The sequence below is a fragment of the Streptomyces sp. LARHCF249 genome (assembly GCF_052871255.1).
This window is the reverse complement of the sequence record NZ_JBIXJQ010000007.1, coordinates 315,251-339,055: the sequence shown is the minus strand read 5'-3', so window position 1 is coordinate 339,055 and position 23,805 is coordinate 315,251. Positions and strand designations below refer to the sequence as shown.

Genomic DNA, 23,805 nt, shown 5'->3' with positions numbered 1-23,805 from the left:
GCACTGCGTGAACCGGGGCCGACAGACCAGTCTGCCAGGACCGGGCTGCCTGTCAAAATTCTGAGGACGCCTCCCTCAACGGCAGGGGGTCGGCATCTATTCCGCCGCTGCCCCCGCCCGGCCCCCGCCCTGTCCTCACTGGACGATCGAACCGGCCGTGCCCTTGTCTCCGGCCGAGTTCGCGGTGGCCTCGGCGGGGATCGGCCGGTCGGCCAGCAGGGCGTCCCAGACCAGCTGGGACTCCTTCTTCAGCGGCGCGACGCGGTTGGGGTCGATCGCATCCGTGGTCACCGGCAGGGTGATCATGTGCATGTCCTGGGCATTGATGCCCTGGAGGCTCTGGGCGAAGCCCATGAGCGATTTCACATCGCCGAGCGCCTTGTCGGTGGTGATCGACTTGGTGCCGGTGTCGGCGAGGTCGAGCAGCTGCTTCGGGTTGTCGAACAGGCCGATGCTCTTGACCTGCTTGATCAGCGCCTTGATGAAGGCCTGCTGGAGCTGTATTCGGCCGAGGTCTCCGCCGTCCCCGACGGCGTGGCGGGTACGGACCAGGCCGAGGGCCTGCTCGCCGTTCAGCTTGTTCGGGCCGGCCGGGATGTCCAGGTGGCTGTAGTCGTCCTTGATCGGCTTCGCGGTGGTGACCTCGACCCCGCCGAGGGTGTCGATGATCTTCTTGAAGCCCGTGAAGTCGACCTCGATGTAGTGGTCCATGCGGATCCCCGACATCTTCTCGACGGTCTTGACCGCGCAGGCCGCCCCGCCGATGGTGTACGCCTCGTTGAACTGCTTGCGCGTCCCGCCGGGGTCGGTCTTGCCCTTGCCGGTGGTGCAGGGGGGCCGCACGGTCATGGTGTCGCGGGGTATCGACACGATGCCGGCCTTCGTGTGGCCCTCGTTCAGATGGACGATCATCGCCGTGTCGGAGCGGGCGGAGCCGCCGTCGTCCGGGCCGTAGCCGGAGTTCGCGCCGCCGCGGGAGTCGGAGCCGAGGACCAGGATGTCCATCGAGCCGTTGTCGACGTTCTGCGGGCGGTCGGTGCCGAGCGCCTGGTCGATGTCGACGGTCTTCAGGTTGCCGTTCAGCTTGAAGTAGAAGTAGCCGAGGCCCGCCCCGCCCAGCAGGACCACGCCGGCCGCGCTCCACGCGGCGATGACGAGGGCCTTGCGGCGCTTCGGCGGCTTGCGTCGACGCCGGCCCGCGGCGCGGTGGCCGCCGCCGTTGCTGTCCTGGCTCATGCTCTCCTCAGTCCTGAAGGCGGTCCCCTGTCCTCTGACACAGACGGACGAACGTCCTCCAGGGTTCCACGGCCGCCGGGGCCCCCGGGCCGGGGCGGAGGCGAGCACGCTCCGCGGCAAACACTCCGCAGCCCCTGCGGCCACCTGCGGTTTTCCCGTGGGACGCAGGAGGGCCGCCCACGGTTCAGCCGGACCCGGTGTGTGGTGAAGGTCGCACCGTACGCACACAGCCGCCCCCCGGCGCGGACGCGACGGGGGGCGGCTGTGACGCGGCGTGGCGGGACTCAGTCGTCGTTCTTGCCCGACGGGGTCGTCTTCGCGATCTGCATCAGGAACTCGGCGTTCGACTTCGTCTGCTTCATCTTGTCGAGCAGCAGCTCGATCGCCTGCTGCGAGTCGAGCGCGTGCAGCACCCGGCGCAGCTTCCAGACGATGGCGAGCTCCTCCGCGTTGAGGAGGATCTCCTCCTTGCGGGTGCCCGACGGGTCGACGTCGACAGCCGGGAAGATGCGCTTGTCGGCGAGCTTCCGGTCGAGCTTGAGCTCCATGTTGCCGGTGCCCTTGAACTCCTCGAAGATCACCTCGTCCATGCGCGAGCCGGTGTCGACCAGCGCGGTGGCCAGGATGGTCAGCGAGCCGCCGTCCTCGATGTTGCGCGCGGCACCGAAGAAGCGCTTCGGCGGGTACAGCGCGGTCGAGTCGACACCACCGGACAGGATGCGGCCGGAGGCGGGCGCCGCGAGGTTGTACGCGCGGCCCAGGCGGGTGATGGAGTCCAGCAGGACGACCACGTCGTGACCGAGCTCGACGAGGCGCTTGGCGCGCTCGATGGCCAGCTCGGCAACGGTGGTGTGGTCCTCGGCCGGACGGTCGAAGGTCGAGGAGATGACCTCGCCCTTGACCGACCGCTGCATGTCGGTGACCTCTTCCGGACGCTCGTCGACCAGGACGACCATCAGGTGGCACTCGGGGTTGTTGGTGGTGATCGCGTTGGCGATCGCCTGCATGATCATGGTCTTGCCGGTCTTCGGCGGGGCCACGATCAGGCCGCGCTGGCCCTTTCCGATCGGCGACACGAGGTCGATGATGCGGGTCGTCAGCACGCCCGGGTCGGTCTCCAGACGGAGCCGGTCCTGCGGGTACAGGGGCGTCAGCTTCTGGAACTCCGGCCGTCCGCGCCCGGATTCGGGCGCCATGCCGTTCACCGAGTCCAGTCGCACAAGGGCGTTGAACTTCTCGCGGCGCTCGCCGTCCTTGGGCTGGCGCACGGCACCGGTGGTGTGGTCGCCCTTGCGCAGGCCCGCCTTGCGGACCTGGGCGAGGGAGACGTACACGTCGTTGGGGCCGGGCAGGTAGCCCGAGGTCCGGATGAACGCGTAGTTGTCGAGGATGTCGAGGATGCCCGCGACGGGGATCAGCACGTCGTCGTCGGCGACCTGCGGCTCGTTCGGGGCGAACTCGTCGCGGCCGCGACGGCCACGGCGGTCGCGGTAACGGCCGCGGCGGCCGCGGCGGCCGCCCTCGTCGTCGAAGTCGTCCTGCGGACCGTTGTCCTGGGGACCCTGGCGGTCCTGGCGGTCCTGACGGTCCTGACGACCCTGCTGGCCCTGACCCTGGCCGCGGCCGCCCTGCTGCTGGCGGTCGCCGCGCTCGGCGCGGTCCTGACGGCCGCCGCCCTGGCCGCCCTGCGCACCCTGGCCCTGGCCGCCCTGGCCCTGCTCGTCGGCCTTGGCACCGCGGTCGCGGCGGTCGCGCTGGCGGTCGCCGCGCTCGGCGCCGCGGTCACGGCGGTCGCGACGGCCGCGGCCCTCGCCCTCCAGCGCCGGGGCGGAGACGGCGGTGGCGGCCTCGGCCTTCACGTCCGTCTGCGGCGCGATGGCGGTCGCCGTCGCGGCCTCGGCCTTGACGGTCTCGGTCTTCTGCTCGACCTGCACGGCGGCGGGGGCCGAGGCCTCCGGGCTGCCGGACGGGGCGGTGGCCCGACGGCGGCGGCGCTCGCCGACCGGGGCGTCGTCGCTGGCCGGCTGGCCCGGAATCTCGATCTGGGCCTGCGCGGCAGGCTTCTTCTCGGCGGGCGCCGCAGCGGCGCCCTCACCCGTCTGCGGAGCATCGGCGGCGGCCGCACGGGCCTTGCTGGTGGCGCGGCGCTTCGGCTTGGCCTCGGCGGTGTCCGCGGCGGAGGAGGCGGCCTTGGGCGCTGCGGCGCCGCCCGCCTGCGTCTCCTTGATGACCTCGATCAGCTGGCTCTTGCGCATCCGCGCGGTGCCCCTGATGCCGAGGCCCGACGCGACCTGCTGCAGCTCGGCCAGGACCATGCCGTCAAGGCCGGTGCCGGTGCGGCGACGCTTGGGGGCCGCGCCCGCGGCGGGGGCACTGGTGTCGACAGAGGTGTCGGCAGCGCCCATCAGATCGGTGGTGTCGCTCACGAAGGGTCCTTCCCTGGAGCGGACGTCGGCCTGTCTGGCTCGGCGACCGGTTGTGCTGTCCGACAACAGTCCGTGACCTGATGGGGTGTGGACTGCGGCCGGGGCGGTGGTCCGCCGGTAGAGATACGGCGGAGAGAAACGTGCATGGGTGGTTCCGGCGAGAAGCCCCCGAGCTGGAAGCGTGGGAATGTCACGCCGATTCCGGAGCGTGCTCGAAACTGCTGGAAGTGATCAAAGCAGTCGGGGAGGCTCCCGGAAGAAAGGTGGTCCCGGATGGGGACACTGAGCACCGAGCCATGGCGGCTTCGGTTGCGCACTTGAGACTAACACTACCGGATCCAACAGACATTCCCCCTCTCGATCACCGGCAATCGCGCCCTTCCGCACGGGCGGCCTGCCCTGGCCGCCCGCCCCTGACCGGCCCGGCTCAGCCGCCCTGGGTTCCCAGCGGAAGTACGCTCGCGCCCACGGCGTCGAGGGCGAGCCGGTTCGCCGCCCACCCTTCGCCCGCGAGCTGCGCGACCTTGTCGGCCGCGTCGTTGTCGACCAGCGCCAGGACCGTGGGGCCCGCGCCGGAGATGACCGCGGGGATGCCGTCCGCCCGCAGTCGGTTCACAAGGGCGACGCTCTCGGGCATCGCCGGGGACCGGTACTCCTGGTGGAGCCGGTCTTCGGTGGCCGGCAGGAGGAACTCGGGGCGCCTGGTCAGGGCCTCCACGAGCAGTCCGGCTCGACCCGCGTTCACGGCCGCGTCCACGTGCGGGACGGTGCGCGGCAGCAGGCCGCGCGCGGTCTCCGTCAGGACCGGCTTGGAGGGGACGAAGACCACCGGAACGATGGAATCGGCGGGGTCCATCCGGATCGCCTTGGCGCTGCCGCCGTCCATCCAGGCCAGGGTGAAGCCGCCGAGCAGACAGGCGGCGACGTTGTCGGGGTGGCCCTCGATCTCGGTGGCGAGCTCCAGGAGCGCCGCGTCGTCGAGCTTGGCCTCGCCGCCTATGGTCACCGCGCGCGCGGCGACGATGCCGGCGCAGATGGCGGCGGAGGAGGAGCCGAGGCCCCGGCCGTGCGGGATGCGGTTGGCGCAGACGACCTCGAGGCCGCGCGGCTGCCCGCCCAGCAGGTCGAAGGCGGTGCGCATGGAGCGCACGAGCAGGTGGCTCTCGTCCCGCGGGAGGGTGTCGGCGCCCTCACCCGCGATGTCGATGTTCAGGCCGGAGTCGGCCACCCGGACGACTACGTCGTCGTAGAGCCCCAGGGCCAGGCCGAGGGCGTCGAAGCCCGGGCCGAGGTTGGCACTGCTGGCGGGGACGCGCACCCGTACGGCGGCGGCGCGGAACGCTGGACCGGCCATCGTCCGATGACACTCCTTGTGACTGTGCGAGATCTTCGCTCTTCGCTGGCTCGCTGCGAATGTACTGGAGAACGTACGACACCCGAAGGCCCACTGGGCAGCACCGCGGTCATATGCGCGGTGGCGGATGTAAGTACAGCGTATCGAAGGAAGGTTCTCTCGCGACATAGGGCGCACAGGAGGCGCACGATGCGTGTCGCGGCTTCGGCCGCACTTTTGGTGCCGTACGGGGTGAGTTGCCGGTTCCGGGGGCCCGGGGGCCTCCGGAACCGGCTCACGTGTCAGACCAGGCCGAGGCGGATGGCCGCGGCTTCGGCGTCCACCGGAACGGTGACCGGCTGCGGAGCGCCGGCGATCGCCCAGTCGGGGTCCTTCAGGCCGTTGCCGGTGACGGTGCACACGATCTTCTGGCCCGGGTCCACGAGGCCCAGCTCGGCGGCCTTGAGCAGCCCCGCCACGGAGGCGGCGGAGGCGGGCTCGACGAAGACGCCCTCCTGCGCGGCCAACAGCCGGTAGGCGGCGAGGATCTGACGGTCCGTCACCTCGTCGATGAAGCCGCCCGACTCGTCGCGCGCGGCGAGCGCGTACTCCCAGGAGGCCGGGTTGCCGATCCGGATCGCGGTGGCGATGGTGTGCGGCTCCTTGACGATCTCGCCGCGCACGATGGGCGCGGAGCCGGAGGCCTGGAAACCCCACACGCGGGGCGTACGGGAGGCCAGGCCGTCGGCCTTGTACTCCTTGAAGCCCTTCCAGTACGCGGTGATGTTGCCGGCGTTGCCGACGGGCAGCACATGGATGTCGGGGGCGTCGCCGAGCGCGTCGACGATCTCGAACGCGGCCGTCTTCTGGCCCTCGATGCGCACCGGGTTGACCGAATTGACCAGCGCCACCGGGTAGTTGTCGGACAGCGCGCGGGCGAGAGCCAGGCAGTCGTCGAAGTTGCCGTCCACCTGGAGGATCTTGGCACCGTGCACGAGCGCCTGGCCCATCTTGCCCAGCGCGATCTTGCCGCGGGGCACGAGGACGGCGGAGACCATGCCCGCGCGCACCGCGTACGCGGCGGCGGAGGCCGAGGTGTTGCCGGTCGAGGCGCAGATGACGGCCTTGGCGCCGTCCTCCTTGGCCTTGGTGATGGCCATGGTCATGCCGCGGTCCTTGAAGGACCCGGTGGGGTTCGCTCCCTCGACCTTGAGGTGCACCTCGCAGCCGGTGCGCTCGGAGAGCACCTGCGCGGGAACGAGCGGCGTGCCGCCCTCGCGGAGTGTGACCACGGGAGTCGTGTCCGTCACCGGCAGGCGGTCCCGGTACTCCTCGATGATGCCGCGCCACTGGTGGGTGCGATTGCTGCTCATGGGTCCTTACTCCCCTTCAACACGCATGATGCTGGCGACACCGCGGACGGTGTCCAGCTTCCGCAGCGCGTCGACGGTCCCGGAGAGGGCGGCGTCTGGCGCGCGGTGAGTGACGACGACGAGGGAGGCCTCGCCGTCCTTGCCCTGCTGCCGCACGGTGTCGATGGAGACCCCGTGCTCCGCGAAGGTCGTCGCCACCTGGGCGAGCACGCCCGGCTTGTCGGCCACATCGAGACTGATGTGGTACCGGGTGACGACATCGCCCATGGGGCTGACCGGCAGCTGGGTGTACGCCGACTCGCCCGGCCCCGTTGCCTCGGCGAGCTTGTTGCGGCAGACGGCGACGAGGTCGCCGAGCACCGCGGACGCGGTCGGCGAACCGCCCGCGCCGGGCCCGTAGAACATGAGCCGCCCGGCGGCCTCCGCCTCGACGAAGACCGCGTTGTACGCCTCGCGGACGGAGGCGAGCGGGTGGGTGAGCGGGATCATGGCCGGGTGCACGCGGGCGGTGACGGACTCGCCGTCGGCGGCGCGCTCGAGGATCGCCAGGAGCTTGATGGTGCAGCCCATCCGCTTGGCGGAGGCGAAGTCGGCGGCGCTGACCTCGGTCATGCCCTCGCGGTAGACGTCGTCGAGGCGGACCCGGGTGTGGAAGGCGATGCCGGCCAGGATCGCGGCCTTGGCGGCGGCGTCGTAGCCCTCGACGTCGGCGGTCGGGTCGGCCTCGGCGTACCCGAGGGCCGTGGCCTCGTCGAGCGCCTCCTGGTAGCCGGCGCCGGTGGAGTCCATCTTGTCGAGGATGAAGTTCGTCGTGCCGTTGACGATGCCCATGACACGGTTGATCTTGTCGCCCGCGAGGGACTCGCGCATCGGGCGGACCAGCGGGATGGCGCCGGCGACGGCGGCCTCGTAGTACAGGTCCAGGCCGTGGGTCTCGGCCGCGGCGTGCAGGGCGGCGCCGTCCTGGGCGAGCAGCGCCTTGTTGGCGGAGACGACGGAGATGCCGTTCTCGAACGCGGTGGTGATCAGCGTCCGGGCCGGCTCGATCCCGCCGATGACCTCGATCGCGACGTCGATGTCCCCGCGTTTGAGGAGGGCGGTCGCATCGGTGGTGATGAGCGCCGGGTCGATGCCCTCGCGCACCTTGGACGGGCGGCGCACCGCGACGCCCGCGAGCTCGACGGGCGCGCCGATCCTGGCCGTCAGGTCGTCGGCGTGCGTCGTCATGATGCGGGCAACTTCCGAGCCGACCACTCCACAGCCCAGCAGCGCCACCTTCAGCGGACGCGTACGCATCATTCGACCTACGCCTTTCGATCTTCCATCAGTACCCCGCACGCGGCTTGCACGCGGGGTGAGAACCAGTCTCACTCAATGGACAGCAGTTTCCACCCTCGGTCCATTGAGTGAGACACCTATTTTGGGGGTCTGAGGGCTTCTCCCCGAAATAAGCAAATCATCCCAGGTCGAGACGCAGGAGATCTTCCTCCGTCTCGCGCCGGACGATCACCCGGGCCTGTCCGTCGCGGACGGCGACGACGGGCGGGCGCAGCGCGTGGTTGTAGTTGCTGGCCATGGAGCGGCAGTACGCACCGGTGGCCGGGACGGCGAGCAGGTCACCGGGGGCCAGGTCAGCGGGCAGGAAGGCGTCCTTCACGACGATGTCGCCGCTCTCGCAGTGCTTGCCGACGACGCGGGCGAGCATGGGCTCGGCGTCGGAGGTGCGGGAGACGAGGGTGACGGAGTACTCGGCGTCGTAGAGGGCGGTCCGGATGTTGTCGGACATCCCGCCGTCGACACTGACGTATGTCCGCAGACCCTCGAGCGGCTTGATAGTGCCGACCTCGTAGAGGGTGAAGGCGGTGGGGCCGACGATGGCCCGGCCGGGCTCGACGGAGATCCGGGGAGCGCGCAGTCCCGCGCTCTCGCACTCCCGCGCCACGATCTCGGTGAGCGCCTTGGCGATCTCGTGGGGCTCGCGCGGATCGTCGTCGGAGGTGTAGGCGATCCCGAGCCCGCCACCGAGGTCGATCTCGGGGAGCTCGACGCCGTGCTCGTCGCGTACGGCGGCCAGCAGCCGCACGACCCGCTTCGCGGACACCTCGAAGCCGGCCATGTCGAAGATCTGCGAGCCGATGTGGGAGTGGACGCCGAGCAGCTCGAGCGAGTCGTGCCCGAGGGCCCGCCGCACGGCCTCGGCGGCGGACCCGTCGGCCACGGCGATGCCGAACTTCTGGTCCTCGTGCGCGGTCGCGATGAACTCGTGCGTGTGCGCTTCCACCCCGACCGTGACGCGGATCTGGACGGGCTGGCGTACGCCCAGCTCACGGGCGATGTGCGCGACGCGGGCGATCTCCTGGAAGGAGTCGAGCACGATCCGCCCCACGCCGGCCCCGACCGCCCGCCTGATCTCCCCCTCGGACTTGTTGTTGCCGTGGAAGGCGATCCGGGAGGCGGGCATCCCGGCGGCGAGCGCGGTGGTCAGCTCCCCGCCGGAACACACGTCGAGATTCAGCCCTTCCTCCTTCAGCCACTTCACGACGGCCTTGGAGAGGAACGCCTTCCCGGCATAGAAGACGTCGGCGTCCTTCCCGAACGCGTGCGCCCAAGCCCGGCACCGCGCCCGGAAGTCCTCCTCGTCGAGGAAGTAGGCCGGGGTCCCGAACTCCTCGGCGAGCCGGGTGACTTCGATTCCCCCGACGCTCACGACCCCGTCGGCCGTACGCTCGACGGTCCGGGCCCAGACCTTCTCGTCGAGGGCGTTCAGGTCGGCGGGCGGCGGGGAGTAGTGCCCCTCGGGCAGGACATCGGCGTGACGGGGCCCGGCGGGGTGCGCGGAACGGCTCATCGGTTTCTCTCTTCGCAGGTCACAGGCGTTCAGGTGCGTCAATGCCGAGGAGGGCCAGGCCGCCGGCCAGCACCGTCCCGGCGGCTTCGGCAACAGCCAGCCGGGCGCGGTGGGCGGCCGAGGGTTTCTCGTCTCCGTGGGGCAGTACGCGGTACTGGAAGCCGAGCAGCGCGTCCGCCAGCTCGACGAGGTGCCGGGTGAGCCGCTCGGGCGCCCGGTGGTGCGCGGCGGCTTCGAGGACGAGCCGGTGCTCGGCGAGGACGCGCAGCAGGTCGGGGGCGTCGGTCACGTCCCCGGGCTCGGCGCCGAACCCGAGCCGGGCGGCGTTGCTGCGCAGCGCACAGGCCCGCGCCCGGGCATAGCGCACCCGGAAGAACTCGCTGGCCTCGCCCTGGATCAGGAGCACGTCGGAGAACACGGGGGTCTCCCGGACCGGCACCGAGAGCATCGCCCAGCGGGCGGCGTCGGCCCCGAAACGGGCCACGACGTCGCCGTCGCGCTTGGCGACGGGGGCGACGGGGGCGACGGGGGCGACGGGGGTGACGGGGGTGAGGTCGGCGGAGGACGAGGCGGGGACGAAGGGCGCGAGCCGCAGGACGGCCTCGTGGACGACGCGCTCACGCACCCCGGATGCCCCGGCGCCCACGGACCCGGAGGGCAGGAGCACGCGCCCCAGGTCCCGGATCACCAGCGGCGCGGACAGAGGGGCCAAGACGCAACAGACGAACCCCGCCCCGGTGACCTCGACGCGCTCGATCCCCGGCTCCGCGCCGAGCCGGCGTGCCAGTACGTCCGCCACATCGCGCGGCGTGCACCCGGCACTCTTGGCGACCTGAAAGGCAACCGGGGTGGCGTAGTCCCCCACCCCGCCGGGCCGGGTCCGCTCCACGACGACCCGCCCGGGCACGACCGCGTCCGCGCCCAGCTCCCCGTCCTCGACGGCGCAGCGCACGGCGCGCACGACGGCATCGGGAAGATCGGCGGGATTCACGAGACCCAGCCTAGGCGAGACGGCGGCCCGCCCCGCGAAGGGTTTCGCCATGTGAAATGAGCCGGCGCCGAAGACCTACCGGCGGCACGCAGAAGACGCGTGGACGAGGCACGGCAGACATACGGAAGCAGAGCGGCGAGCGGTGGTCATCCACCCGCGGATCCTCCCGCGGATCCTCCCGCGGCTCATCCCCCGGGTCATCCCCCGGGTCATCCCCTCCCCCGCCCGGCGGGGGCCCCTTTCCTCCCGTCGCGCCGGTCCTTCCCCTCGACCAGCCGCCGTACGACCCGTACCAGCTCGGCGGGCTCGAAGGGCTTGGCGACGAAGGCATCGACCCCGGCCGCGATCCCCGACTCGACCTCGTGCTGCGTACAGGCACTCACGATCGCGACGGGCACCGCACTGGTCCGCGGGTCGGCCCGCAACTGCGCGGCGGTCCCGAACCCGTCCAGCCGGGGCATGACCACGTCGAGCGTGATCACATCAGGACACACGCGGTGCACGACGTCCAGGCACTCGGCACCATCGTTCGCGGTCACGACCTCGAAGCCCTCCAGCTCGAGATTGACCTTGATCAGCTGCCGGATGACCTTGTTGTCGTCGACAACAAGCACCCGGCCCGAGACGCCTGGCACAACTCGAGAGTAGGTCCGCCCAACCCCCCGCGTCCGGGTTTTCGCCACTTCCACCCCCTCCGGGCGACCCACCTCCTCCTCCCCCGCAAACGGGTTCCTGATCACCCCGCGGAAGCTGGTAGTGTTCAACCCGTCGCCGCACAGCGAACGACACGCCCCCGTAGCTCAGGGGATAGAGCAACGGCCTCCGGAGCCGTGTGCGCAGGTTCGAATCCTGCCGGGGGCACTTCGCAGGAAGTGCCCAAAGACCCCGCCATCAGCGAGAACGCTGAGAACGGGGTCTTCGCGTATGCGCAGCCAACTGCCGCCCTGTGCACCCGTATGACAGCCGCTGCGGCCTATTCGCGGCCCAGCCCCCGCCGGAATCTTGCAGGTCAGCCCCAGCAATGCGAAGGCCCCCGGGATTCACCCAGGGGCCTTGGACCGCAGCAGCTCCGCCGCTCTCACTCGTACTCGCGGAGCAGCTCCTCGATACGGCGGTTGCCGACCTCCTGCCGACCGTCGAGACACTTCGCGTACCGACCCAGCAGGACCTCCACGCTGTTGCCCGCCCGTGCGGCGACCTCAGTTGGATCTACACCGGCGTTCAGCCACGTGGACAGCGCCGAGTGCCTCAGGTCGTACGGCCGGTGGGCCAGCGGTGAAGCGACCGCGGCCGGCGGCAGGGCGAGGACCCGGGCCTCCTGCCAGGCCCGGTAGTAGGTGGACGACGACACCACTCCCCCGCCCTCGCTGTAGAAGAGCCGCCCGTCGTCGGCAGTCCCGAAGGTGTCCACGTGATCCCGCAGCACGGCAACCAGCTGCGGCGGAATCGGCACCCGGCGGACCTCCTCGGCAGGCCGATTCTTCAGCCCGCGGTCGTCGTGGCTCTCGCCGGAATCGGTCCACTGCTTGCCGACGCTTGGCCGGGAGCGGTGCAGCACCGCCTCACCCCACCCGGCGGACGGGAGCGTGAGATCCGGAAGGGCCAGGCCCACCGCTTCGGCCGGCCGGAAGCCCCCGAAGTACATGCCCGCGAAAAGCCCGACCAGGCGCCGCCCACGAGCCCTTCGATAGCCGCCGACGTAGGAGACCGCGCAGAGCAGGGAACGCGCCTGCTCAGGATTTGCCACCACCCGCGGATCTACGTCATTGGCGACCTTCGGCTTCTGCCACCGGACCGCGGACAGCGGGTTTTCCTGGAACTCACCGAGGTCGACGGCGTAGTGCATGGAGTTGACCAAGGTCCGCCGCTTTCGGTGAACCGTCTCCGCCGCTGCCGCAGTGCCATCCAATTTGATCTTCAAGGAATCGAGCACGGCCCTTCCCACAACGGGATCGGCTAGATCCACAAGCGGGCGGGAGGCCTTGCCGACCCAATGCAACGCGTTGGCGATCTCGTCCGGCAGGTCGCGCTCATCCGGTCCAGGCAGGACGAAAGCCCAGCTACGGAGGGCCTTCCTCAGGAGGGCATCCGCGGGTCGGCCAGGGCGCTCATCCAGAAGTGCGAGGGTCACGGAGGTCAACGACTCGTTGATGCCGTCCCGGGTGTTGGGTGCTGCATGAGGCCACTTCATCGCGAGGTACCTCAGCGCGAAGCTGTACCAGCTCAGGCTGGCCGTTCGCTCCGCCATGGAGTCCGGGAGGCCGGATGCCGTGTCGAATTCCTCCCCGTCGCGCGTGGCCCGGAGCAGCTTCGACCGAAAGCTGTCAGCGAGCGCCTTCGTCTTTCGCGTCTCAGAAAAGAGCTGCCCGGCGACCTTCCAGCGCACTTGATACGAGGGACGTTTCCCGGGCTTCACGCGGATGGACCACACCCTCACGTCCGTCGACTTCACGCGGCCGCCCCTTCCCGCGATCGCAGCCAAGCCTGAAAGTCGGACCGCCACACCCTCAACTCACCATTCGGCAGCGTGAGCGCCTTAGGAGCCTTGCCGAGTTCACGCCACCGGTAGAAGGTGCGCCGCGAGATCCCCTTCAGCTCGGAAAGGACCTCGGCCGTGGTCATCAGCTCGTCCTTCACGTCACATCTCCTTCCAAATCGAGCAAGGCTTCGCGGGCGGTCTGACGATTGAGCTGCATGTCGCGGTGGATGTTGGCGGCGAGCCAGGATTCGCCGGGTGTGTGGCCGTGGCCGGCGTAGGCCCAGTGGGCAACGACCAGGAGGGTGCCCTCCGGGTGGTCGTCGGGGTCGGGCAAGCCGAGCGAGGCGCGCTGCTGTGCGGCGCGGTAGTCCGCTCGGACCTGGCGTAAGGCGCCGAGGGTGGTCGAGTAGCGGCGGGACTTGGTGGAGAAGTGGCCGCGGAAGCCGAGCATGTGAGCCCAGGCCCTCAGTCTCCGGTCCGGATAGGCAGCGTCGAGGTCCATGCAGGCTTCCATGAGCCGCCGGGGATGATCGGGCACGCCGAGGAGGATGAGCGCTTCCTTGTTGCCCACCGGGTGGTCCACGGTGCCGGTGGTCTCGGCGGCCTTGGTGGCGTACTTGGCGACGTAGGAGGCGACCGCCTACTCCGTCAGTTCCTCCCCGTCTCCGAAGGCGCCGATGGGCTGCACGTCGATCTGCTCGCCCCACTCGAGCACCCAATCCTCTTCGAAGCCGTGCTCCGTGTTGGCCGGCACGACGACGCGGACGCGGGCGGCAGCGGCCCGGATGGCGTCAGTGAGCAGGTCGAGGGTGGCCCACGCGGGCGGCGGGCTGTCAGGCCCGTCCGGTCCGTCGAAGCGGATCACGGCGTGGAAGTGCACAGCCCCGCGCTTCTGGTACTCCGCGACCTTGCCGAAGGAGACGCGGGACTGTTCGCGGGCGGCCTTCTGCGTCAGGCCGGCGCGGCGGGCGATCTCTCGGCGGAGGTAGATCGTGAAGTAGCGCCACAGCTCGGAGGCGTGGTTGTTCCACAGCACGGCGCCCGCGTAGTCGTAGGAGTCGGGGTTGAGTGGGGTGCCCAGTTCGGGCGCGTCCTCGGGGTGCCCGATGCCGCAGCGGCAGGGTCGGGGGCCGGGGCGGTTGTGGACCGGGCCGAAGGACGGGGCGGTAAGGGTGGCGAAGACGCGGGGGTGATCGCGGATTGTCTCGGGGGTGCCCTTGTCGGGTGCGCCGACGAGTCCGGCGCGGATCAGGTGGTAGGTGTCGCCGGCGTACGTCCAGGCGCAGGCGGGGCAGCGGGAGGCCCGGCGGTTGCCGCAGGCGACGCGGAGGACGCCGCCGGGTTCGGTGTCGGTGTTGTAGGCGTGGAGCACGGTCCGGGTGGCCGGGTCGAGGAGCTTGGTGCCGCCGGAGAGGCGGATCGGGGCGGCACATCCGCCGGTGCGGCGGATCTGTTCGTGGAGGCGGTCGAAGCCGGGGGCCCCGGCCACCCGGAGCAAGTCGCTCAGGGTGGCCGGGTCCAGGCCCGCCATGGTGGCGGCGTCAGTCACGTGCTCACCTGCCGATCCGAACGAGGACGGCGGGGACGGTGTGGCCGAGTCCTCGGCAGGCGTGGCAGTGGACGCGGATGGTGGTGCGGGCGCCCTCGGGGGTCCGGGTGCCGGTGGTGATCGTGGCGGTGGCGAAGCCGTCGCAGTCGCGGCAGACGGGCTTGGGCTGGGCGTGCTGGGGCATGATGAGGCTTCCCTTTCGGGTCCGTTGGATCAGGAGGGGGTCCAGGCGCCCGGGGTGGCGGAAGTTTGGCGACCGAGGCCGCCCCGGGGGCCGCTCAGCGTGTGTTGCGCCTGCCGTGGCCCTTGGCCGCGTACATCTCTGCGTCGGCGGCGGACAGGGCATCGGTGAGGGTCGGGACCGGCAGGGCGTCGAGGCTGCAACTGCCGACCGACGCGGAGACCGGCACGACGTGTTCGTTGTGTGTGACCGGGGTGTCCAGCGCGGACCAGAGGTCGAAGAGGCTGGCGGCGCCGAGGTTGGTGATGACGGCGGCGAACTCGTCTCCGCCGAGGCGGGCGGCGATCCCGTGGCGTCCGCACCAGCTACTCAGCCGTTGTGCCGTGGCGGTGAGGACGGCGTCTCCGGCGGCGTGGCCGTGGGTGTCGTTGATGGCCTTGAAGTCGTCCAGGTCGACCAGGAGCACGAACGCGGCCGGGTGCCTGGCGATGAGGCGTTCGGCGCGGGCGGTCCAACCTGCGCGGGTGTGGAGACCGGTCAGGGGGTCGCGGCGGGCGGTGGACAGGCGGTGCCAAAGCATTCCGCCGTGCAGGGCCCAGCCCAGGGCCGGTAAGCCCGCAGCGATGACATGCGTGTCCATCTCGGTCACCGGCTCCTCTGAAGGTCCTTGACCAGCAGCCGCAGGACCACCGCGATCACGGCCACGGAGAGACCGGTGATGGCAACCGCCAGGAGCATCGAGACGAGGACAGCGCCGACGACGAGGACGACGGCTCCACCGCCGGCGGCGAGGGCGACCACGCTGCCGGGGGTGAGCTGGACCGTGGTGCGGGCCGGGGCGATGGGCGCCGCGGCCGAGTCGTGGTGGTCGCGGGCGATCGGCGCGGACTCACGGGTGTGTTCGACGCCGCAGGGCTGTACGAGCGGGGTGACGATGCCGGTCGGGAGCGGGTTGACCGGGATGCGGGGTCGGAGCATGGCGGGCTCTCCCTACTTGGTGATCGGGTCGATGAGCGGGGCGAGGAAGCTGTCGGCGAGGAGGTAGCCGCCGATGAGGAGCACAGCCACGAGCCACAGCGGCGGGCGGATGAGTTTGTAGCCGAGGAAGCCGACGACGATCAGGGCGAGCCAGAGCGGTACGTCCATGACGCGGGTCTCCTTTGTGATCAGCGCGGGTTGCAGCGGTGGGTCCGGGCAGCGAGTTCGGCGGCGGCGCGACTGCGGTAATCGGCGGAGAAGTCGCAGCCGGGGGCGGTGCACACAGCGGTGTGCAGGGTGCGGCCGCGGCCATCGCTGTAGCTGCCGACCGTCACGGGGCCGAAGCGGATGACCTGGTAGAAGCGGTTCGGGCGCATTGGTCTGTCTCCCTTCCTGTCAGGCGAGTTGGACGGCGATGGCGTCCGCCAGCGCGGGCGGGACGCCGAGGCGGCTGCGCAGAGTTGCCGAGTCGATCGGGGAACCGGTCTGTGCCTGGTGGGCGTCCGCGATCTTCTGGGCGTGGTCGAGCAGAGCGGGCGGGACCGGCACGGCGGGCCGGTCCGGAGCAGGCTCCGGGGGTGCAGACTGCGGAGCGGGTTCGGCCGGCGGTAGCTCGGGAGCCGGTTCCGGGGCGCGCTCCACGGTCACGTCAGGGGCGGGCTCGACCTCGGGCTGGTCCGTGGGTTCCGGCTCCCGCGCTGGGGCGGGAGCGTGGGCCAGCAGCGTGCCGCCGAGGAAGGCGAGCGCGGGCCAGCCAGCGACGAGGATGCGCAGCCAGGGCGGGACGTTGTTCAGGTCGAGCAGTCCGGCGGTGGCGACGTTGGCGCCGAGCGACGCGACGAGGGCGATGGCGAACCAGAGCCAGGCGTCGCGGTTATCCGCGTCTGTGCGCATCCGGCGCCATGCGGCGACCAGGAGCAGGTCGACGCTGACCGGGTAGGCCCACGCCTTCCAGCCGTCCTGTCCTGCAGCCGCTGCCAGGTCGTGCAGGTGGGCGAAGGACAGGGCACCGGCGATGACGGCCTGGACGAGCACGGCGTCGAGGCGGAGGGTGCGGGACACGGGTCACCTCCTTCCAAGGGGGCCGGTGCCGAGCTGTCTTCCGGCACCGGTTCGGGCATGGGTCGGGTAGGGACCTGGTGCGAGACGGTCGCGCCCAAGGGGAGAGGACTGCTAGTCCGCGGCCGGGACCGGCTTCACGAGCGGAACGGACCCGGCGGCCGGGGCCACAGTCGGGATCACCGGCCGGTACGGGGCAAGGGCGGGAAGCGCCGGGGTCAGGTGCGCGAACTGGGCGCAGGTTGCGGCGGCTTCCTCGGCGCTCAGCTCGGGGGTGCGGATGCGGGACCAGCCGCCGGATGAGTCACCGGCCACCGCTACCCCGGGCTTGTCGGGCGGGATCGTCGTCACGGCGACGACCGCGTCCGGGGCGATGTCGCCGAGACCCATGTCGGCAGTCTGCTTGTCGTTGACGCGGTGGACGACGCGTCCGGTGAGCTGGGCGCGGAGCGTGGTGGCGCCCTTGCCGAGTTCGGAGCCGAAGCGCTGGCCGCAGATTTCCAGGTAGATGCCGGCGGCGCGGGCCATCTGTCCGAGGCGGATCATCTGCATGACCATCCGGTCCCGGCGTTCCTCGTCCTTCTTCACGGCCACGAGGAACAGCTCGGCGACCTCGTCGACGAGCAGCACGATGGGCACCGGCCGGACCTCTTCGGGCAGGGCCCACAGATCGGCGGCCCCGTATTCGCTCAGCAGGTCGAAGCGGCTTTCCATCTCGTCCACGAGCGCGTCCAGGAGGCCGGATGCCTCCTCCGGCGTGACGGCGAGCGCCGAGAGCCGCGGGGCGTACCGGCGCTGTTCGACTCCCCGCTTGCAGTCGATCCCGACGAGGGCGACCTTCAGCCGGGCGAGCCCGGCGATCAGGTTGCGCAGGTACATCGTCTTGCCCGACTGGTTGGCGCCGAGCGTCAGCGCGTGAGGAACCTTTACATAGTCCCGGACGAACGCGGTGCCATCGTCCCGGAGCGCGACCGGGACCACCATCTGACCGGTCGGCCGCCGACGCGGCATCTTCACCCGGCGCAGTACGTCGTAACCGGTCATCCGCAGCTCTACGAACCCGGGCTTGGTCTCGATGACGCGGACGGAGTGGACGCCCCAGGCATGGCGCAGCCGCTCCGAGGCCGCGATCACGTCGGAGGGCTCCAGCCCGGCCGGCAGACGCAAGGTGACCCGCATCCCGGTCGAGGAACCCCGCAACCCGCGAACCTTCGGCGGAACAGGCTGTACGTCACTGCGGCGGGCGACGTTGCGGACCAGGAACGCCCGAAGGCGGGACGGCTGCACCGTCAGCCCGCACACGTCCATCGTGGCCCGGTAGGACACCGCGAACCGCACACAGGCCGCGGGCAGACCCGCCACAGACCAGAAGAGGCGCGGGGCACGGTGCTTCGCGAATCCGAGACCACCGCCTACACCGGCCAGGGGAAGGCCGACCTCCCATAAGGTCGTCAGATCGGCCATGATCAGGCCCCGGCCGTGAGGGCGACGGCGCGGAACGAGATGCCGTGCCGGGTCTGGCCGTTGAACGTGTTCTCCCAGTCCCGCGCCTTCAGCCCGATCACCGACACCGGCATACCCGGCACCAGCCCGTCGGGGAGACCCGTCTCCGGGACGGTCACCTGGTAGAGGTTGCCCTCCCCCTCATCCGAGATCAGCAGGCCCACCGTGGACAGGCCAGCACCGGTCTCGCGGTCCATCGCACGCTCACCGGTCTGCTTGCTCACAAGCTTCGGGGTCGGAGCCGTGGCCACGAACACCACAGCGGTCGACGTGTCTACCTTGAACGACGGCATCAGTACTTCTCCCTGAGTTGTTGGGGCAGCCCAAGAAGGGCCTCCAAGGCTCGCTGTCCTAGGACTGCGAGCGCTTGAAGAGATAGTGGCGCGTAGTCCTAGGACTGTCAACAGTCCTAGGACTGTGTTTGACTAGTTCCAGTAGAGAGGGGTTCGCGATGGCGCCCAAGTGGCGGGAGCTGGCAGACAAGCTGGCTGAACAGATCAGACGAGGTGACTACGCGCCGGGCCAGCAGTTGCCGCACATCAGAGACCTGGTCGAGGCTGGCGAGGGCTCCAAGGCCACCGTCCACGCCGCCTACAAGGCGCTGGAAGCGGAAGGTCTGGTCACCTCATCCCGAGGGCACGGCACCGTCGTGCGTGAACAGGTGCCCCTCAAGCGGCTCGGCATCGCCCGGTATGACAAGGCCAAGTGGCGCGACGGGGACGAGGTGGCCTTCATCGCGGACCGCGTGGCGTCAGGCAGGGCCTACCGCCGCAACGAGCAGACCCAGTCGGTCAGCCTTGTCGAAGCACCCTCCGACGTGGCAGCCGCACACGGCCTTGAAACGGGTGCCCCGGTCTACGCCCGCGCACGGCTCGTGAAAGAGGGCGATCAGCCGACGCACACCCTGACCAGCTACTACCGGTGCGAGCACGTGGAAGGCACCCGCCTGGTGGATCCGACCCCCGGCCCGGCCGGCCGAGGAGGCGGGTTCCGGGTGCTCTACGACGCGGGGTACGAGATCGACCACATGAAGGAGCGCCTCTTCGCTCGTACGCCCTCCCCGGACGAGGTAAGACTCCTCCAGCTGCCGCCCGGAGAGCCAGTCGTGGAACTGCACCGGACCACCTACACGGCATCCGGCACAGTGGTCGAATTCGCTATCGGGGTGCACGCTGCCTCGCGCTTCGCCTGGGAGTACGACTTCCAGGTGCCGGACTCGGCGAAGGACAGGGAAGGCCAGGAGTGATCACGACGCAGGATTGGTCCGACACGCGGCGCCTGTGGGAGTACCACCAGATGGGTCACGAGCCCCGGCCGTGCTCCGTTGCCATCGGGCTGGGCAGTCATGATCTGGGGGTGGCCGACGCCGCGGTCGACCTGTACCGGCGCGGCATGGCTCCGGTGCTCGTGTTCAGCGGCGCCACCAGCCCGACAACACAGGAGCGGATGCCCCGCGGCGAGGCCGTCCACTACCAGGAGCGAGCGCTTGAGCTCGGGGTGCCCAGCTCAGCCATCCTTGTGGAACCGCGTGCGCGGAACACAGGCGAGAACATCCGCTTCAGCCGGGAAGTACTCCAAGAGGCTGGCGTAACCGTGTCCTCGGTACTGCTGATCAGTAAGCCGTACGAGGAACGTCGCGCCTACGCCACCGCGCGCCAGCTGTGGCCCGAAGTCGAGATCGTCAGCGCCTCCAGCCCGATGACGCTGGATGAGTACGTGGACTCGATTGGAGACACCCGCCTGGTGGTCGACATGCTCGTGGGTGCGCTGCAACGCCTGCTGATCTACCCGGACCAGGGCTTCATGATCAGCCAGAAGGTGCCGGGTGAGGTGCTGGACGCGTACGAGCGACTGTGCCGTCAGGGCTTCACCAGTAGGCTCCTGCCGGAAGAGCCCGGTCAGGCACGTAGCCACGCACGGCGGTGACGGGCAACGGCGTACACGCTCTCTACCTGTTCCACGGTGAGCTTGCCTGTGATCGGTCCGAGAGCTGCCACATCCCGCTCCTGAGCGACGCGAACGGTGTACTGCGTCGCTGCACGATGCAGGGACGCGACACCGACGAAAACCAGGACCGGTTCGACGGGTAAGTCAAAGCCGCAGTAGTGCTCCAGCACCTTCCGTACGTAGTCGGCCTCGGTCTTGCTCGCAGCCGCGTACGGATGGGGCGGACCGCCATTGACTTTGGCCATCGAGTCGCCGACCCAGGCCGAGGCACCCTGATGGTTCTTGGTGTTGACGCTGAACACTCCGCCGGGACCGATGAGTAGGTGGTCGATGTCGCCGCCGTTGCTCTTCGGGATCCCGTGGAGGACCTTCCAACCGAGCGGAGACAGGCGCCCCAGCTCGCGTCCCACCTTCCGCTCTCCTTCAAGGCCGGCGTACCAGCTATCCCAGTCCGAGCTCTGCCGCAGCAACTTCGCCTTCAGACGCTGAGCCGTTGACGGCCCGCGTTCGGCGATAAGCCCAAGAAGACTGGCACCGGGGCGGTTCCTGGCTAGGTCCACGCTGGGAGAGAGGGGCGGAAGGGGTGTCGGCTTCCTGGTCGGTTGCCTCGGGACGGCATGAGTGGGCGGCCGAGGAGGCGGTATTGGGCGTGGTTCACGAGGGTGCGTAGGCGTGGAGGCCACGGTAAGGCCGTCGTCGCCAAGGTGACGTCGCAACAGTGCCAGCGCATCGTCTTGGTACTTCCGGACCTTGATCGTCACGGTCTTCGTCGCTCGATCCGCCCAGGCGACCGTCGTTCCGTCCGGGAGGTTCACGTACAGCCGATCCTTGCCATGCCTCTTCCACGGATTCACCGTGAGTTCGCTCATCAGCAGCCCCCCTGCATGCCGTCCCCACACACATGCCAGCAGCTGGCGGCTAGGTCGGCAAGACCGCCAGGCGCAAAGCGAGCTGTTACAGGTTTCTCTACCTCATCAAGCACCCGGCTGCGCTCCGCTCCGCCGGGCGGGCTTCCCGGCTCCGCTCCGCGCGACGCTCCTGCCTTCGGCCCGCTCCGCGCGCGCTGCGCCGACGCCCGCCCCTACGGCTGGGATAGGCCCAAGGGCATGAGTCGAGCCCCAACGGCCACGGTTCCATCTCTCACCGACATGCCTCCGGCGGGGGCCTCAGGCTCCGGGATGGCGGGGGCTCCGTACGCGGGTGCCGGCCGTGGATGGCTGGGGCGGGGAACTCCCATCCCGTCTACCGTCGGCCCAGGACAAGCCGAGCAGACACGGCACCGGGCGTCCGCTCCACATGCGTGTGGGCCGACGGCAGACGGGATGGGAGTTGGGGTGAGTGGCGGGCTGGGGAGCGAGGCCACGGCAGCCTATGCGTCACGCGCGGGAATAGGGCCTTCATGCGGGTGTCGTAGATCATCCACAAGGCCCCTGATGACTGCAGGTCACCCGGCGGACAATGGCAGCATGACGGTGACAGTTTGGGTCGATGACTGGCAGATTCAGTGCTGCGGGCAGAGCTTCGCGACAGGGGATGTTGTCTCGTGGAACCTGCTTCAGGTCGATCCGGAGGACTACGTCGACATCGTCGGTAGCCAACGAGCGAGTGGGATCGACTTTCGCGAGGAGCATCACGGCCAGGATCAGGGGTGCGCAGCCACCTGGTTGGAGGTGCTGACGATCGCCGAGGTCCACTGCCAGTACGAGGTGCCCCCGGGCAGCACGGCCAACCACTACTACCCTGTGCCAGGCACAGCCGTACTGGTTCCGGCTGAGGAAGCGGACGGGTGGGCGGAGGCCCGGCCAGACGTCCGCTTCGTGGGCTATTTGGTGACCGCCCGGCGTGCCGCAGATGTACCGAAAGGCACGGCCACCCGTGGTCAATGAGGAAGCTGGTGGGACAGCCTTCGAGCCAGCCTGTTGCTGTACAGCAGCGACGTACAGCAACCCCTGCATCCGGCAGCGCCCTACGCCGACCCTCACAGGCTGTCCCACAGCCCGTTTGACCTCCAATGGCCAGTCTCTGTAGAGCTACGGATCAGAGGTGGCCGTGCCCTTCCCGTGCCCGATCAGAGGGGAAGCAGCGGGGAACGGTGGTCGCCAGCGGACAATGCTCACACGAACGACCCCTGACCGTTCTTGCTGGTCAGGGGTCGTTCATCTGCGGTGGGTGTGGGATTTGAACCCACGGTGACTCGCGCCACGACGGTTTTCAAGACCTCCACGGCCAGCATCGCTTAGCGCCCTTCCCCGCCGGCAGCATCAGGCTTCCGGCAAGCTCTCCCAGGCGTCCCCGCTCTCCTCCAGAGCCCAACCCTCCGCAGCAGCCCGCTCCCTCGCAGCCGACTTACTGCTGATGGGTTCCTCCCTGTGTGTGGTCGAGATAGCGAAGTCAAGCTGCACATCCGGCTCCACATGACGGAGCTCAAATACGACGTCACCCGGCATGCTCTTGCTCCAAACGAGGTGCATGGTCACTCGCGGCAATCGTCTGTCTTGTTCCTCGGCCATGGCGTGAGGCTAAACGTCGACGCCTCAGCACTGCGGCCTGACGCGCCAAGGTCGATCCGCCCTACTGATCGCTCGCAAGTGACGAGCGCCCTCCCGGGCTGTGGTTTAGGGCGCTCAGTAGCGACCGCCGCCGACAACTGACTACAGCCCAGCCGCTGGTCAGCGCGTTGGTCGGTTGTTCAGCCGTAGGTCAGGGCGGCGGGGCATCACTTGCGGGAGAGCAGGGTGCATGCACAAGTGAGGCCCCCGTCTCTAGCCCTGACGGGGACCTCTTGGCCTTGCTACGCGCTACTTCTTTGGAGCTAGCTTCGCAATGTATTGATGCGAGACCCCAAGCATGGCTCCCGCGTCTCTAACTGTCACTTCGTCAGTTAGGAGCCGCGCTGCTTCCTGAAGTGCATCTAGCGCAACGGCAGCCGCGCGCTCTGCTTCCTCCCGGGTCTTTTCCACCTTGGCGATGACCTCGGCCATCTTGGGGTCAGCTGGCCTTAGCGCGATGTCGAAGGATTCCTCTGGAACGTCCAGCAGTAGGGCCACTACGTCCTTCGTCATCCTTTCCGCTTCGGGCCATGTTCGACCCTGCGTGATCCCGGCGTGGTTCGCCGGAAGGCCCTTAACTTGGACAATCCAGTACTTTCCGTCATGCACCGCAAGCGCGTCATACGTAAGCTTGTCGCCCATTTCTCCTTCCCTTCCTGTTCAGATCGCCGGACCGATGAGAGTCTGATCGTTGGGGGATGCCGAGTAAGAGTCGGCATCCCCCGTGTCGATCAAGCCCCCTTTGCCGTCTGGATCAGATCCAGAGCCAGTCCTTTGGCGATCTCACTGTGTCGCGGGACAGGAAGGAGTACGTCGTTAATCGCGTACACCTCGTGGCGCGATCCCTGTCTCACGAGCACGAGATCCACCCCCTTGCCTGCGGCTACCTGCCGCAGTTCACGGAGTAAAGCTCGCTTCTGCATGCATGCAGACTAGCCGAGTAGTCGAACTCTGTCTACTTAAGGCGACAGATTGTTCATCGGCGGCCAGACGACTGTCGTCACCAGGGGTGGCGATACTGACCGTTCGCCAAGGCTGCGGCTTGGCGGTTGTTGCCACGGGGACACGCGCGAGAACCTCCGCATGGCCGTCGAGCCGCGCGGAGACCTGATGGCCCTTCATGGAGAGCCATGGGGATTGCCTCGCCGCGTGGACGGTTGGCAGGACGTTCTTCAGTACCAGGCCTGAGGTCATCCCGTAGCGGAGCCCCTCCGGGCATCCTGCGTTGTTGCCTCATTCAGGTGCGGTAACAATATTGACGTCAGCAGCCGCCAATCAGCAGCGCATAGGAGGCACGAGGCGGGGGGCCGTGAGCTCACGGCCTATTTATGGACCGCCGCGGCGGGATTGACG

23 protein-coding genes, 1 tRNA gene and 1 pseudogene are annotated in these 23,805 nt (G+C 69.4%); 4 read left to right on the top strand and 21 right to left on the bottom strand.

Translation table 11 applies throughout. From position 1 onward, the window contains the following. Nucleotides 1-135 precede the first annotated feature (135 nt). From ACIPUC_RS22530 to ACIPUC_RS22495, 8 genes are all read right to left on the bottom strand, one after another. Nucleotides 136-1,236 carry an LCP family protein gene (locus ACIPUC_RS22530; RefSeq protein ID WP_446591641.1) on the bottom strand — a complete coding sequence of 367 codons (1,101 nt, stop codon included), beginning with the start codon at nucleotides 1,234-1,236 and terminating at the stop codon, nucleotides 136-138. 284 nt (nucleotides 1,237-1,520) lie between these two features. Further along, a complete protein-coding gene (rho, locus tag ACIPUC_RS22525; protein ID WP_446591639.1) occupies nucleotides 1,521-3,662 on the bottom strand; it encodes a transcription termination factor Rho in 2,142 nt (713 codons plus the stop codon). Between the two features lie 427 nt (nucleotides 3,663-4,089). After that, nucleotides 4,090-5,016 carry a homoserine kinase gene (gene thrB, locus ACIPUC_RS22520; RefSeq protein ID WP_446591638.1) on the bottom strand — a complete coding sequence of 309 codons (927 nt, stop codon included), beginning with the start codon at nucleotides 5,014-5,016 and terminating at the stop codon, nucleotides 4,090-4,092. A 281-nt stretch (nucleotides 5,017-5,297) separates the two neighbouring features. Further along, on the bottom strand, nucleotides 5,298-6,368 hold the full coding sequence (gene thrC / locus ACIPUC_RS22515; protein WP_446591636.1) for a threonine synthase: 1,071 nt from the start codon (nucleotides 6,366-6,368) through the stop codon (nucleotides 5,298-5,300). Nucleotides 6,369-6,374: 6 nt separating this feature from the next. Beyond that, nucleotides 6,375-7,664: a homoserine dehydrogenase gene (locus ACIPUC_RS22510; RefSeq protein WP_446591892.1), complete on the bottom strand. Its 1,290-nt coding sequence runs from the start codon at nucleotides 7,662-7,664 to the stop codon at nucleotides 6,375-6,377. Nucleotides 7,665-7,824: 160 nt separating this feature from the next. Then, entirely contained in the window at nucleotides 7,825-9,216 is a 1,392-nt protein-coding gene (gene lysA / locus ACIPUC_RS22505) for a diaminopimelate decarboxylase (RefSeq protein ID WP_446591635.1), read from the bottom strand. Nucleotides 9,217-9,235: 19 nt separating this feature from the next. Then, nucleotides 9,236-10,207: an ArgS-related anticodon-binding protein NrtL gene (gene nrtL, locus ACIPUC_RS22500; RefSeq protein ID WP_446591633.1), complete on the bottom strand. Its 972-nt coding sequence runs from the start codon at nucleotides 10,205-10,207 to the stop codon at nucleotides 9,236-9,238. Nucleotides 10,208-10,416: 209 nt separating this feature from the next. Then, nucleotides 10,417-10,896 (bottom strand): response regulator, encoded by a 480-nt coding sequence (locus tag ACIPUC_RS22495; protein ID WP_446591890.1) that lies wholly within the window; start codon nucleotides 10,894-10,896, stop codon nucleotides 10,417-10,419. Nucleotides 10,897-10,996: 100 nt separating this feature from the next. Here ACIPUC_RS22495 and ACIPUC_RS22490 point away from each other — a divergent pair. After that, a tRNA-Arg gene (locus ACIPUC_RS22490) sits at nucleotides 10,997-11,068 on the top strand. A gap of 217 nt (nucleotides 11,069-11,285) precedes the next feature. Here the strand turns inward: ACIPUC_RS22490 and ACIPUC_RS22485 are convergent. The 11 genes and pseudogenes from ACIPUC_RS22485 to ACIPUC_RS22435 all read right to left on the bottom strand — a co-directional run bounded on the left by ACIPUC_RS22485 (nucleotide 11,286) and on the right by ACIPUC_RS22435 (nucleotide 18,249). Beyond that, nucleotides 11,286-12,659 (bottom strand): tyrosine-type recombinase/integrase, encoded by a 1,374-nt coding sequence (locus ACIPUC_RS22485; protein ID WP_446591632.1) that lies wholly within the window; start codon nucleotides 12,657-12,659, stop codon nucleotides 11,286-11,288. Then, on the bottom strand, nucleotides 12,656-12,829 hold the full coding sequence (locus tag ACIPUC_RS22480; RefSeq protein ID WP_138903323.1) for a helix-turn-helix transcriptional regulator: 174 nt from the start codon (nucleotides 12,827-12,829) through the stop codon (nucleotides 12,656-12,658). The genes ACIPUC_RS22485 and ACIPUC_RS22480 overlap by 4 nt, the downstream gene beginning before the upstream one ends. A gap of 11 nt (nucleotides 12,830-12,840) precedes the next feature. Continuing rightward, nucleotides 12,841-14,235: pseudogene (gene repSA, locus ACIPUC_RS22475) on the bottom strand (replication initiator protein RepSA). A 4-nt stretch (nucleotides 14,236-14,239) separates the two neighbouring features. After that, on the bottom strand, nucleotides 14,240-14,419 hold the full coding sequence (locus ACIPUC_RS22470) for a hypothetical protein (RefSeq protein ID WP_446591631.1): 180 nt from the start codon (nucleotides 14,417-14,419) through the stop codon (nucleotides 14,240-14,242). A gap of 94 nt (nucleotides 14,420-14,513) precedes the next feature. Beyond that, complete coding sequence (locus ACIPUC_RS22465; protein WP_446591888.1) at nucleotides 14,514-15,056, bottom strand: GGDEF domain-containing protein; 543 nt, start codon at nucleotides 15,054-15,056, stop codon at nucleotides 14,514-14,516. Nucleotides 15,057-15,061: 5 nt separating this feature from the next. Further along, nucleotides 15,062-15,394 carry a SpdD-like protein gene (locus ACIPUC_RS22460; protein WP_446591630.1) on the bottom strand — a complete coding sequence of 111 codons (333 nt, stop codon included), beginning with the start codon at nucleotides 15,392-15,394 and terminating at the stop codon, nucleotides 15,062-15,064. Between the two features lie 12 nt (nucleotides 15,395-15,406). Beyond that, nucleotides 15,407-15,562 carry a hypothetical protein gene (locus ACIPUC_RS22455; RefSeq protein ID WP_446591629.1) on the bottom strand — a complete coding sequence of 52 codons (156 nt, stop codon included), beginning with the start codon at nucleotides 15,560-15,562 and terminating at the stop codon, nucleotides 15,407-15,409. Between the two features lie 20 nt (nucleotides 15,563-15,582). After that, a complete protein-coding gene (locus tag ACIPUC_RS22450; RefSeq protein WP_392064169.1) occupies nucleotides 15,583-15,771 on the bottom strand; it encodes a mobile element transfer protein in 189 nt (62 codons plus the stop codon). Nucleotides 15,772-15,790: 19 nt separating this feature from the next. Next, nucleotides 15,791-16,456 carry a DUF2637 domain-containing protein gene (locus tag ACIPUC_RS22445; protein ID WP_446591627.1) on the bottom strand — a complete coding sequence of 222 codons (666 nt, stop codon included), beginning with the start codon at nucleotides 16,454-16,456 and terminating at the stop codon, nucleotides 15,791-15,793. A 111-nt stretch (nucleotides 16,457-16,567) separates the two neighbouring features. Continuing rightward, complete coding sequence (locus ACIPUC_RS22440; protein WP_446591626.1) at nucleotides 16,568-17,917, bottom strand: FtsK/SpoIIIE domain-containing protein; 1,350 nt, start codon at nucleotides 17,915-17,917, stop codon at nucleotides 16,568-16,570. A 2-nt stretch (nucleotides 17,918-17,919) separates the two neighbouring features. After that, on the bottom strand, nucleotides 17,920-18,249 hold the full coding sequence (locus ACIPUC_RS22435; protein WP_446591625.1) for an SCO3933 family regulatory protein: 330 nt from the start codon (nucleotides 18,247-18,249) through the stop codon (nucleotides 17,920-17,922). 158 nt (nucleotides 18,250-18,407) lie between these two features. Here ACIPUC_RS22435 and ACIPUC_RS22430 point away from each other — a divergent pair, with 158 nt between their 5' ends. Further along, on the top strand, nucleotides 18,408-19,202 hold the full coding sequence (locus ACIPUC_RS22430; protein WP_446591623.1) for a GntR family transcriptional regulator: 795 nt from the start codon (nucleotides 18,408-18,410) through the stop codon (nucleotides 19,200-19,202). Next, nucleotides 19,199-19,882 carry a YdcF family protein gene (locus tag ACIPUC_RS22425; RefSeq protein ID WP_446591622.1) on the top strand — a complete coding sequence of 228 codons (684 nt, stop codon included), beginning with the start codon at nucleotides 19,199-19,201 and terminating at the stop codon, nucleotides 19,880-19,882. Before ACIPUC_RS22430 ends, ACIPUC_RS22425 begins: the two co-directional genes overlap by 4 nt. Here ACIPUC_RS22425 and ACIPUC_RS22420 read toward each other — a convergent pair. After that, nucleotides 19,855-20,772 (bottom strand): nuclease-related domain-containing protein, encoded by a 918-nt coding sequence (locus ACIPUC_RS22420; protein ID WP_446591620.1) that lies wholly within the window; start codon nucleotides 20,770-20,772, stop codon nucleotides 19,855-19,857. The two genes, ACIPUC_RS22425 and ACIPUC_RS22420, sit on opposite strands and share 28 nt — an antisense overlap. 597 nt (nucleotides 20,773-21,369) lie before the next feature. Between ACIPUC_RS22420 and ACIPUC_RS22415 the strand changes: the two genes are divergently transcribed. Continuing rightward, complete coding sequence (locus tag ACIPUC_RS22415; protein ID WP_446591619.1) at nucleotides 21,370-21,789, top strand: DUF6578 domain-containing protein; 420 nt, start codon at nucleotides 21,370-21,372, stop codon at nucleotides 21,787-21,789. Between the two features lie 912 nt (nucleotides 21,790-22,701). Here the strand turns inward: ACIPUC_RS22415 and ACIPUC_RS22410 are convergent. Next, nucleotides 22,702-23,094: a type II toxin-antitoxin system HicB family antitoxin gene (locus ACIPUC_RS22410; RefSeq protein WP_446591618.1), complete on the bottom strand. Its 393-nt coding sequence runs from the start codon at nucleotides 23,092-23,094 to the stop codon at nucleotides 22,702-22,704. Nucleotides 23,095-23,805: the final 711 nt, after the last annotated feature.

What these genes read in the sequence shown, in the direction of transcription:
- ACIPUC_RS22530 (WP_446591641.1), bottom strand. Translation starts at nt 1,236, where the DNA reads ATGAGCCAGGACAGCAACGGCGGCGGCCACCGCGCCGCGGGCCGGCGT.
- thrB (WP_446591638.1), bottom strand. Translation starts at nt 5,016, where the DNA reads ATGGCCGGTCCAGCGTTCCGCGCCGCCGCCGTACGGGTGCGCGTCCCC.
- thrC (WP_446591636.1), bottom strand. Translation starts at nt 6,368, where the DNA reads ATGAGCAGCAATCGCACCCACCAGTGGCGCGGCATCATCGAGGAGTAC.
- ACIPUC_RS22510 (WP_446591892.1), bottom strand. Translation starts at nt 7,664, where the DNA reads ATGCGTACGCGTCCGCTGAAGGTGGCGCTGCTGGGCTGTGGAGTGGTC.
- lysA (WP_446591635.1), bottom strand. Translation starts at nt 9,216, where the DNA reads ATGAGCCGTTCCGCGCACCCCGCCGGGCCCCGTCACGCCGATGTCCTG.
- ACIPUC_RS22480 (WP_138903323.1), bottom strand. Translation starts at nt 12,829, where the DNA reads ATGACCACGGCCGAGGTCCTTTCCGAGCTGAAGGGGATCTCGCGGCGC.
- ACIPUC_RS22470 (WP_446591631.1), bottom strand. Translation starts at nt 14,419, where the DNA reads ATGCCCCAGCACGCCCAGCCCAAGCCCGTCTGCCGCGACTGCGACGGC.
- ACIPUC_RS22465 (WP_446591888.1), bottom strand. Translation starts at nt 15,056, where the DNA reads ATGGACACGCATGTCATCGCTGCGGGCTTACCGGCCCTGGGCTGGGCC.
- ACIPUC_RS22460 (WP_446591630.1), bottom strand. Translation starts at nt 15,394, where the DNA reads ATGCTCCGACCCCGCATCCCGGTCAACCCGCTCCCGACCGGCATCGTC.
- ACIPUC_RS22455 (WP_446591629.1), bottom strand. Translation starts at nt 15,562, where the DNA reads ATGGACGTACCGCTCTGGCTCGCCCTGATCGTCGTCGGCTTCCTCGGC.
- ACIPUC_RS22450 (WP_392064169.1), bottom strand. Translation starts at nt 15,771, where the DNA reads ATGCGCCCGAACCGCTTCTACCAGGTCATCCGCTTCGGCCCCGTGACG.
- ACIPUC_RS22440 (WP_446591626.1), bottom strand. Translation starts at nt 17,917, where the DNA reads ATGGCCGATCTGACGACCTTATGGGAGGTCGGCCTTCCCCTGGCCGGT.
- ACIPUC_RS22435 (WP_446591625.1), bottom strand. Translation starts at nt 18,249, where the DNA reads ATGCCGTCGTTCAAGGTAGACACGTCGACCGCTGTGGTGTTCGTGGCC.
- ACIPUC_RS22430 (WP_446591623.1), top strand. Translation starts at nt 18,408, where the DNA reads ATGGCGCCCAAGTGGCGGGAGCTGGCAGACAAGCTGGCTGAACAGATC.
- ACIPUC_RS22420 (WP_446591620.1), bottom strand. Translation starts at nt 20,772, where the DNA reads ATGAGCGAACTCACGGTGAATCCGTGGAAGAGGCATGGCAAGGATCGG.
- ACIPUC_RS22415 (WP_446591619.1), top strand. Translation starts at nt 21,370, where the DNA reads ATGACGGTGACAGTTTGGGTCGATGACTGGCAGATTCAGTGCTGCGGG.
- ACIPUC_RS22410 (WP_446591618.1), bottom strand. Translation starts at nt 23,094, where the DNA reads ATGGGCGACAAGCTTACGTATGACGCGCTTGCGGTGCATGACGGAAAG.